Consider the following 9421-nt stretch of genomic DNA (forward strand, 5'->3'; position numbering starts at 1 on the left):
CTGGGGTTTAAAGGATAGATTTTTTATTCAATTCCAGCCGATGGCTAAAATGCCGCAAAAACCGTGATAGTACATCTGCTCACCTTGAAAGGGCTAGTCCTGTAATTGAATAAAATAGACATTGAATATTCTTGGATAACTAGCTTTGGTAAACTATTTGCCAGGGTGGAAGAGTTAGAACAGTTTCAGCGTGAGCATCAAAGCTGGCACGAACATCACCGCGATCGCGGTCAATAACTCTCTGGGGATTCAATGATGCGATCGATGGTTTGTGAATCGAGGTTAGGTAGCTTCATTCCTTTGCTGGCAAGTGATAAATTCGAGCTATATAAGCCGTGTGCGACTTTCTCTCAAACCTAACCCCCAACCCCAACCCTTGTAGCGTTGGGGAGCAGAATCAGAGCCTCTCAAGAGCGGGGTTCCAAGAATAAGTCGCACATTGAGTTATATATATTTTACCTTTCGTTTTGAAGAACCATTGTGTCTGCTGCACCTAGTTGCAGGGCGTAGAGGTTGGCATAGACACCCTGCTGATTGATCAGTTCGGCGTGAGTACCCTGCTCTACAATTTGTCCCTGCTGAATTACTAATACCTGATCTGCCTGAGTAACTGTACTGAGGCGGTGGGCAATCACGAAGCTGGTACGACCTTGCAGCAAGCGGGCGATCGCACTTTGTACCAGCGCTTCTGTGCGGGTATCAATGCTGCTGGTTGCTTCATCAAGAATCAGAATTCGCGGATTGATCAACACCGCACGGGCAATACTGATCAGTTGTCGCTGTCCTTGGCTCAGGGGAGCGCCTCGTTCACCCAATTGAGTTGTATAGCCCTGTGGCAGTGAGGTAATGAACTCATGCACATTTGCCATTTGTGCAGCCGCTTCGATATCAGCTTGGGTGGTGTAAGGAGCGCCAAAGGCAATGTTTTCGGCGACAGTGCCACTGAACAGAATATTGTCTTGCAGGACGATGCCAATTTGACGCCGCAGACTTGCTTGAGTAACACTACGCACATCAATATCATCAATTTTCACTGCACCGCCAGATACATCGTAGAAGCGCAAAATCAAGTTAATGATCGTACTTTTTCCCGAACCGGTCGGCCCGACTAACGCAACCATCTGCCCTGGATAGGCGTGCAAATTCACGCCTTTGAGAACCAGTTGATCTGGGTTGTAGCCAAACTTGACATTCTCGAATTTCACCTCACCCTGAATGGGCGGCATTTCTGTCGCATCGGGTGCGTCTTTGAGTTGTGACGGTTCATCTAGCAATAGAAAGATTCGCTCTAATCCGGCCAAGGCAGATTGAGCTTGGGTGTAAAACTGGCTGAGAATCTGGATAGGGCGGAAGAACTGCTGGACGTAAAGTAAAAAGGATGTCACCACACCCACTGTTGCAGATCCTGTTACCGCGAGATAGCCACCATAGGCCAGCACGCCTGCGGTTGCTAGGGTGTTGAGAAAATCAATAGAGGGCAAAAAGGCCGAAGTAATTACCACAGCCTCAAGGTTGGCATCTCTATTAGCAGCGTTGAGAATGTCAAATTCTGCAATGTTCATCTGTACACGATTAAATGCCTGTGCTTCTCGCACGCTGACAATATCTTCTTCTAACTTGGCGGAAAGCTCCCCAATGGTCTGTCGGGTAACGCGAAACCTGACTCTTGCCCAACGTGCAAATAAGCTTGTGGTAAAAATCATCAGTGGCACAACTAGGTTGCTCAACAAGCCAAGTTGCAGGTTGATTGAGAGCATAGCAATGACAATGCCGACTAAACTGAAAGTGTTGCCCAGCATTTGGGCGATCGTCAGTCCAAACGCCTGATTCACAGTATTGACATCATTCAGCAAGCGGCTCATTAAATCGCCTGCTTCGCTGCGATCAAAAAAGCTGAGTGGCAGACTTTGGATTTTAGTGAAAATGTCTTGCCTCAGTTGAGCCAGCAATCGCTGCATAATCCAGCCGACTCGAATAATTTGACCCCGGATTGCCAAGACACCAAGTCCATAGTTCAGCCCTAATAGCCCTAATAACAGCAGTAGTCCCTGCAAATTCCCTTGTGCAATTAGGTGATCAATCGACCAGCCGATGAAGAACGGCCCAATTGCCTGGGTTATGGCACCAATCAATACTAGTGTCAGGGCGATGGGAATTTCTTTGCGATAGAGTAGCACGTATTGCAAAAAGCGCCGCAGGGTGGAGAGTTGCTGACTTGTTTTTTCCTCAGATGCAACAACGGGAACTGTGCCTCTCATAAAAATTTTGGATTTTAGATTTTGGATTTTGGTGAAGCAGCGCGGTCTTCTCCCAAGGGGAGACGCCAAGGGCGATAGCGCAGCGTTAGCGAGTCCGCGAGCGTCTGGGGGTTTCCCCTATGAGCGACTGCTGAACTCGAAGAGATTAAAAGTCTTTTTTACAAGGCTGTAATCAAAATTCCCAGCCAGAGTAATTATGCTAATTTGGGATGATTTTTCTCCTTCGGCTTTACCTGAGATTCCAAAATCACACCGTAGAGGGGGCTGGTTTGCATCAATTCCTCGTGAGTGCCTTGTGCCACCAATCGTCCTTTATCCATGAGAAAAATCCGATCGGCATTCCTGACGGTGCTAATGCGTTGAGCGACTACAAAAGTTGTACAAGCTTTTTGGCGCATTAAGTCATCTAGTTCGGCTTGAATCTGGGCAGCAGTTTTGGCATCCACAGCCGAGGTACTATCGTCCAAAATCAGAATGCTGTAATCAGTCAGTAAGGTACGAGCGATCGCAATTCGTTGTTTTTGTCCACCAGATAAGCCCACGCCCCGTTCACCCACAATCGTCTCGTAGCCATCGGGCAGACTGGTAATAAAATCGTGCATTTGTGCGGTTTTTGCAACCTCAATCACCTGTTTTAGAGTTGCATTGGGTTTTGCATAGGCAATATTTTCGCGGATTGTGCCGGAGAAGAGGGTGGTTTCCTGAAATACAATGCCAATACGCGATCGCAGGCTTTTGAGCGTGAAACTTGTTACATCTCGCCCGTCAATGCGAACTGCTCCCCCTGTAACATCGTAAAAGCGGGGAATCAAGTTCATAATTGTGCTTTTTCCTGAGCCAGTCATCCCTAAAACGGCGATCAGTTCGTTGGGTTTGGTTTCAAAGGAAACTTCTTTGAGAGTTTCGGTTGTCGCTCCTGGATAGCGAAAGGAAACATTTTCAAAGGTGATTCTACCACCACAGGTGTCAAATGGGACAGCACCGGGGCGATCGCGAATTTCTACCTCTGCATCTACAACTTCATAGACTCGTTCGGCAGAAGCAGCTGATTGAGCGATCGCGGGTGCAGCAAATCCAATCAACAAAATAGGTTGAAGAATCAACGCTAGGTAGGAGTTAAACGCCACTAGTTCGCCAATGGAGAATCTACGCCCAATCACCTGCGCTCCCCCGTAGCCGAAAACTGCCAGTGTTACCAAATTACTCAGCAAAAAGATAAACGGGAAGGTATCACGGATAGCGCTAATGGTCTTCATGTTTGCCTTGACTAGGGCATCATTCATGGTCGTGTAACGCGACCTTTCAGTTGACTCCCGCACAAAGGCTTTCACTACCCGGATTCCTAATAAGTTCTCTTGCAATACCGCATTCAGATCGCTCAGTTGCTCTTGTACTTGCCGAAAAAGTTTATTATTTTGAGTGATAAATCGCGCCATCACCCATCCGGCTAGCGGCACTACTGTCAGCGTAATCAGCGCTAATTGCCAGTTCATTACCAGCAAAATCACCGAAATACTAACCAATGTCACAACTGCACCGACGACTTGAATTAAGCTAGTGCCAACAAAGGTACGGATCTGCTCAATGTCGCTAGTGACACGGGTTAGCAGTTGGGAAGTCTGCGCCTGGTCATGATAGCTGAAACTGAGATTTTGAATCTTGCTGAAAATTTTGTTTCGCAGGTCATAGGCCACACCCTGAGACACCGCTTCTGCTAAATAGCTTTGTCCAAAGTTAAATAAACCACGAGCGATCGCGGCGACTACCATCCAGGCGGCGCTATATAGCACAATTTGGAGGTTTTGTTTGATGATGCCCTGATCAATTCCCCAGCGAAATAGTTGCGGAGTAATTGCGTTGGCGATCGTCAACAGCAACAGGCTGGCTAAGGCTCCCAGCGAAGTCCATCGGTAAGTACTCAAACTTTTAAGTACGCGCCCGGTTGACTGTATCGACGAAGTTTCCTGGAGTTCTGCTTGCTGAACCAATGGTATTTACCCCTGTATCTTTGGAAAATTATCTCCTACTCTGATTGTAATAATTGTAAAAAACCAATTGGCCAAGCGGGGGAAGTGAATCCGAGCGGGATTTTTCTGCAATGGTATAAGCGATCGCACTTGATAATAGTTTAACTCAGGTCGCCAAATTGACTGAAGATGTCGTTAAAATCGCCATTCCAAGTAATAATTGATTCGGAAGTTAGGGTATGGATGCTGAGGAGTTGTTGAGAAGGTATGCTGCTGGGGAGAGAAATTTTGCTGGAATTGCGGTTTTATGAGCTAAAATACCAAGGTTTGTTTAGACTTGGCTTGTGATATCAATTAAATGTACATCAAACGCGGTCTAGGTTCAGGAACTGGACGCCCTAAATCCTTAGCCGTTTCTATCCATTCCTGCATAACTGATTCTACATTATGCAGGGCTTCTTGATAAGTATCGCCGTCAGCAGCACAGCCTAATAACTCTGGCACTTCAGCAATAAAGGCTTGATCTAATTCACTCCAGTAGAGAATAATTTCATAGCGAAACATCATTTTTAGTTCCTAACTTATACTTGAGAATCACTGCGCGAACTTGTTTAATTTGATAGCTTTTGGCTTTTCCTTTTTTTTGTTGCAGGTTCAATATTTCCTCAACATCGGCTTTGATAAAAATACGATGATCGCCACGAATCCTTTCATCAAAGCCTAGTCTATATAAAAGTTGCCACAGTTGGGCAAAAGGGATGTCTGTATCAGAAGTCCCAGAGAGAATTTTTTCTAAGAGTTTGTCTTGCTGACTCACGTTTTTTTTGACTGTATAAATGTTTCTTTTGACTATCGTGGAGGCGTAAAATCGTGGCAAATTGAGAGTTGAAATTTAAACGCATAGGCACGCAGATAATTTGCTACGCTTTAATGAAATTTTATACTTAGCTTTAAAGGCAACAGTACGCCTATCAAGGATTAACCTCAGTATAAATAATTAGCAGTTTTACAGCAGTTATTTTAACATTCACCCTGAGCTTATTTGCAAAATTCAATTTATCTTCTCTAAGCCAGAAGACTGGAAAAGTGAACTTGCATAACCAGCGAGTGTTTATAGCAATTCTTAGATGAATAAAATACACCCAACCTCAATAGCCAGGAGCCACAATATAGAGTTCTCCTGACTCCCCAATCAGCGGGCAGATTCAACCCAACTGAGAACCGCTATAGGACTCGCATTTGATTTTTGAAATAACTCAGTACACATCTATTCCCTTCTTTCCTCTTCCCTGTTAAGAGTTCCCTCCCGACGCAAGTAAGTTCACGAATCAAATCGGATTCCTATATACTCAAATTTACAAGTGATATAGGCAACTACAGAGGGCAAATTGTTAAGATTGCTCATATCATAAGCTGAGGTATAAATCCGTCTCAGTTAATGTTGAATATTGAGTAAGAAATATTACGCGAATATGAAAAACCAAATTATCGGCGCAGCCGCATTTTTAACCACAATTATTTTGACAACAACCGTACAAGCAGCAAATTCTGAACATATTAAACAGTTATTGGCAACCAAACAATGTCAAAACTGCGATTTGACCAGTGCAGGTTTAGTGATGGCTGACTTATCTGGAGCCAATTTGAGCGGTGCTAATCTCACAAATGCTAACCTCAGCCGTGCAAACTTGAGCGGCGCAGATTTACGGGGTGCAAACTTGAGTGGCGCTAGTTTATTTGGTGTTAACCTGAGCGAAGCTAAATTTGGTGGGGCAAATTTGACGGGTGCTGATTTGAGAAATGCTTATTTAGCAAATGCAGAACTGACTGGTGCTAACCTGAATGGCGCTAACTTTCAGGGTGCAGTTGGTATACCATCACAAATTGCTTCATCAGAAGAATTTTATGCTTGGGGTGTAGCAGAAGGGCAAAAAGGCAACGAACAGCAAGCAATTAGTTATTTTAATCAAGCGATCGCTATTAAACCAGAATATGCAGGTGCTTATTTAGCTCGTGGTGTCGCCCGTTACCAAATACTAGATAGGCCAGGTGCATTCCAAGATGCCCAAGTTGCTGAAAAATTGTTTACATCCCAAAGCAACAGCCTTGGAACGCAAACAGCCCAAGCTTTTATTAAAGAACTGCAAACACCCGTAAATGATAAGGTAAGCGCTGGTAGCCCCAGTTTTGTTGACTTTTTGGGAAATCTTGGCTCAATATTGCTCCAGTTCTTCCCTTTTTGAGTGCTTCCTTTTTGAGAGGTAGATTTGAAAGAACAGAGGGATAATAACAGATGACAAATGACAAATAGCAAATGACTTTATCTAACGAATTATGGGCAGCAAATCAAGACTTAGCCCAAGCTTGCCTAGAGCATCCTTTTGTTAAAGGCATTGGCGATGGTACTCTTGAGCAGGTGAAATTTGCTTACTACGTAGGGCAAGATGCTTTTTTCTTAGAAGCTTTTGCCCGTGCGTACAGTATCGCCGCAGCTAAAGCACCAGACTGGTTAGGTTTCACCACATTTCATAACTTAGCTAGTGGAGTTTTAGAAGAACTGCGGCTGCATAGTGGCTATGCTTCTCAGTGGGGAGTCAATTTGCATTCTGTGAAACCAGGAACTGCCACCCGCCGCTATACTGACTTTTTGTTAGCAACTGCTTGGGGTGGAGATGTGGGTTTAACTGCTGCGGCGATGTCTCCCTGTATGCGTTTGTATGCCTTTTTAGGAGAACAGTTGGCTGGTAACGGTATTCCTAATCATCAATATACAGACTGGATTCGTACTTACAGCAGCGTAGACTTTCAACCACTAACACAACAATTAGAAAGTTTAGTTGACAATTATGCCACTACCAGTCATGTTGTGCATTCAACCTACCGTTATGCTATGTTTTGTGAGCGCGACTTTTTTCAGGCTGCATGGATTTTGGAGTAGTCTGCCTAATTAAGTCAGTGAGAGAAATCAGTTTTGACTATCACGGAAGTGTTAATACATAGTTAGCTTTGCGATGAAAACCGTCCTCTTCGACTTAGACGATACTCTTATCCGCCATGATGCTGCGATTAGAGGTGCATCAGAAGAACTATTCGCGCAGGTTTTGCCTGGACGAAGCCAAGGTTGTACCGAATTTGTGGAGAAATGGATATCAGCCAACGCTTTGTGGTATCGCAAATTCTACGACGGTCAGGTAAGTTTTCAGGAGTCAGGACGGGGGAAGTTGCGAGAGTCATTCAGTGAATATGAATGTGTATTTTCTGATAGGACGGCTGATGCTTTACTGTTGGAGTACTGGGAGCGTTATGTTGGACTATGCCAGTTGTTCGATGATGTCCTGGAATGTCTTGCGAAATTAGATAAGTACAAGGTTGGAGTCATTACAAATGGTCAAGAGGCTCAACAGATTAACAAACTAAAACGCTGTGGTATTTTTTCAAAATTCGATGTCGTTGTCACATCCCAGAGAGCAGGAGCGGCGAAACCATCGGCAGAGATATTTGTATATGCGTGTGAGGAGCTTAGAGAATCTGCATCAGATTGCATCTACATTGGGGATAACTTGAAGTTGGATGCGATTGCTGCCACAAAAGCTGGAATGTTTGGAGTATGGCTTGACCGAACACAAAGGGCTTCCGAGATTGACTTCTATGATGGGGAAAAAATTAATAGTCTTTCACAGGTAGCTGCGCTATTAGCAAAGCTAACAAGCGCAGCTAGCTGACGAAGCATCAGCAGGAGATGAAATAGACAGGTGAGGAGCATTACTCTATTGTCTGGCTTATCCCCCTTGTCTTTTTAACGCACCCCAGCAGTTTCTAAGGACAAGTCTTGGAACATCGGTGTGCTGAGGTAACGTTCACCAAAGGAAGGCTGAATCATTATGATTAAACGTCCGGCATTTTCTGGACGTTTACCTACTTGAATTGCGGCGCACAAAGCTGCACCAGAGGATATCCCAGACAATAAGCCTTCTTCTTTTGCCAAACGTCGTCCATAAGCGATCGCTTGTTCATCGCTGACTCTAATTACTTCATCAACTAATTCTAGACGGAGAACATCTGGGATAAATCCGGCACCAATGCCTTGAATTTTATGTGGCCCGGCTTCACCACCAGAGAGAACTGGGCTGTTGCTGGGTTCAACTGCGATCGCTTTAAAAGTCGGTTTGCGCTGTTTGAGTACTTCTGCAATACCAGTAATCGTCCCACCAGTACCTACCCCAGCAATGACGATATCTACTTCCCCGTCTGTATCTGCCCAAATTTCTTCTGCGGTGGTTTCTTGGTGAACTTTGGGATTAGCAGGGTTACGAAACTGTTGCAGCATAAAAGCATTGGGAGTATTAGCCACAATTTCTTCGGCTTTGCGAATTGCTCCCCGCATTCCCTCAGCGCCTGGTGTCAACTCCAATGCTGCACCATAAGCTCTAAGCATAGCTCGTCGTTCTTGGCTCATTGTCTCTGGCATTGTCAAAATCAAACGGTAGCCACGCGCTGCTGCTACCATCGCTAGAGCAATACCTGTATTACCTGAAGTAGGCTCAACTAAAATGGTCTTTCCAGGGGAAATTGAGCCAGCTGCTTCTGCTGAGAGTACCATACTTAACCCAATGCGGTCTTTCACCGAAGCCGCTGGGTTCATGCCTTCTAATTTGACAACTATCCTTGCTACTACTCCCTCAGCTTGAGGAATCTTGTTCAGTCGAACTAAAGGAGTTCGTCCGATAAGTTCTGTTACGTCTTGAGCAATCCGCATTATTTAACTCCTAAAATCCCAAATCTTAGTACAGAGTATTTACTTATATCAATAAGCTTTTGTGTATTTAATTTGTAGTTTAGCGTCGATGAGTGCATATACTATGTATTATAACTAAACTACCAAATATGAAAGTTTAGGAAGAACTTTTATCAGATGTTCCTATTGATTCTCACTTCAGCAGAGGTCTAGCTTGCCATAGTTCTATTTTACCATTTGGAATTGCTGACTATTACCTTTTGGACTGAGATTCAATTTATATAATTCTGTATATATGCATAATTTTTACCATTATTCTCAATATCTTCTATTTGTTATGGAAATATATAGCGTTTCCTAATCACATGAGATATATCAGAGCAAGCTCCTCGCTTGCGGGGAGGGGGTTGGGGGTAGGGTTCTTGTATCTCACTCAACCGATAACCGCTATAATTTACTTT

General features: G+C 44.3%; 9 protein-coding genes. 4 read left to right on the plus strand and 5 right to left on the minus strand.

All coding sequences use genetic code 11. The features are described 5' to 3' along the window. Positions 1-105: 105 nt before the first annotated feature. Entirely contained in the window at positions 106-237 is a 132-nt protein-coding gene (locus HWQ41_RS33985) for a hypothetical protein (protein WP_292772664.1), read from the plus strand. A 218-nt stretch (positions 238-455) separates the two neighbouring features. Here the strand turns inward: HWQ41_RS33985 and HWQ41_RS33990 are convergent, their stop codons facing one another. The 4 genes from HWQ41_RS33990 to HWQ41_RS34005 all read right to left on the minus strand — a co-directional run bounded on the left by HWQ41_RS33990 (position 456) and on the right by HWQ41_RS34005 (position 5042). Then, positions 456-2258 (minus strand): ABC transporter ATP-binding protein, encoded by a 1803-nt coding sequence (locus HWQ41_RS33990; RefSeq protein ID WP_292772665.1) that lies wholly within the window; start codon positions 2256-2258, stop codon positions 456-458. 194 nt (positions 2259-2452) lie between these two features. Continuing rightward, complete coding sequence (locus HWQ41_RS33995) at positions 2453-4246, minus strand: ABC transporter ATP-binding protein (protein ID WP_292772666.1); 1794 nt, start codon at positions 4244-4246, stop codon at positions 2453-2455. Between the two features lie 333 nt (positions 4247-4579). Beyond that, on the minus strand, positions 4580-4792 hold the full coding sequence (locus HWQ41_RS34000) for a type II toxin-antitoxin system HicB family antitoxin (protein ID WP_292772668.1): 213 nt from the start codon (positions 4790-4792) through the stop codon (positions 4580-4582). Then, positions 4776-5042 carry a type II toxin-antitoxin system HicA family toxin gene (locus HWQ41_RS34005; protein ID WP_292772670.1) on the minus strand — a complete coding sequence of 89 codons (267 nt, stop codon included), beginning with the start codon at positions 5040-5042 and terminating at the stop codon, positions 4776-4778. The genes HWQ41_RS34000 and HWQ41_RS34005 overlap by 17 nt, the downstream gene beginning before the upstream one ends. 655 nt (positions 5043-5697) lie before the next feature. Here HWQ41_RS34005 and HWQ41_RS34010 point away from each other — a divergent pair. From HWQ41_RS34010 to HWQ41_RS34020, 3 genes are all read left to right on the plus strand, one after another. Beyond that, positions 5698-6468: a pentapeptide repeat-containing protein gene (locus tag HWQ41_RS34010; protein ID WP_292772676.1), complete on the plus strand. Its 771-nt coding sequence runs from the start codon at positions 5698-5700 to the stop codon at positions 6466-6468. Between the two features lie 71 nt (positions 6469-6539). Then, complete coding sequence (locus HWQ41_RS34015; protein ID WP_292772678.1) at positions 6540-7163, plus strand: TenA family protein; 624 nt, start codon at positions 6540-6542, stop codon at positions 7161-7163. A gap of 73 nt (positions 7164-7236) precedes the next feature. Next, positions 7237-7947: an HAD family hydrolase gene (locus tag HWQ41_RS34020; protein ID WP_292772680.1), complete on the plus strand. Its 711-nt coding sequence runs from the start codon at positions 7237-7239 to the stop codon at positions 7945-7947. 74 nt (positions 7948-8021) lie between these two features. Here HWQ41_RS34020 and cysK read toward each other — a convergent pair whose 3' ends face one another. Beyond that, positions 8022-8981, minus strand: a complete 960-nt coding sequence (gene cysK / locus HWQ41_RS34025) for a cysteine synthase A (RefSeq protein WP_292772682.1) — start codon at positions 8979-8981, stop codon at positions 8022-8024. Positions 8982-9421: the final 440 nt, after the last annotated feature.

The sequence above is a fragment of the Nostoc sp. NOS(2021) genome, from assembly GCF_017115025.1.
In the GTDB taxonomy this organism is placed as follows: Bacteria; Cyanobacteriota; Cyanobacteriia; order Cyanobacteriales; family Nostocaceae; genus Nostoc.

Excerpts from the sequence above, each read along its gene's own strand:
- HWQ41_RS33990 (WP_292772665.1), bottom strand. The coding sequence starts at position 2,258 with ATGAGAGGCACAGTTCCCGTTGTTGCATCTGAGGAAAAAACAAGTCAG.
- HWQ41_RS34000 (WP_292772668.1), bottom strand. The coding sequence starts at position 4,792 with ATGATGTTTCGCTATGAAATTATTCTCTACTGGAGTGAATTAGATCAA.
- HWQ41_RS34010 (WP_292772676.1), top strand. The coding sequence starts at position 5,698 with ATGAAAAACCAAATTATCGGCGCAGCCGCATTTTTAACCACAATTATT.
- HWQ41_RS34015 (WP_292772678.1), top strand. The coding sequence starts at position 6,540 with ATGACTTTATCTAACGAATTATGGGCAGCAAATCAAGACTTAGCCCAA.
- HWQ41_RS34020 (WP_292772680.1), top strand. The coding sequence starts at position 7,237 with ATGAAAACCGTCCTCTTCGACTTAGACGATACTCTTATCCGCCATGAT.
- cysK (WP_292772682.1), bottom strand. The coding sequence starts at position 8,981 with ATGCGGATTGCTCAAGACGTAACAGAACTTATCGGACGAACTCCTTTA.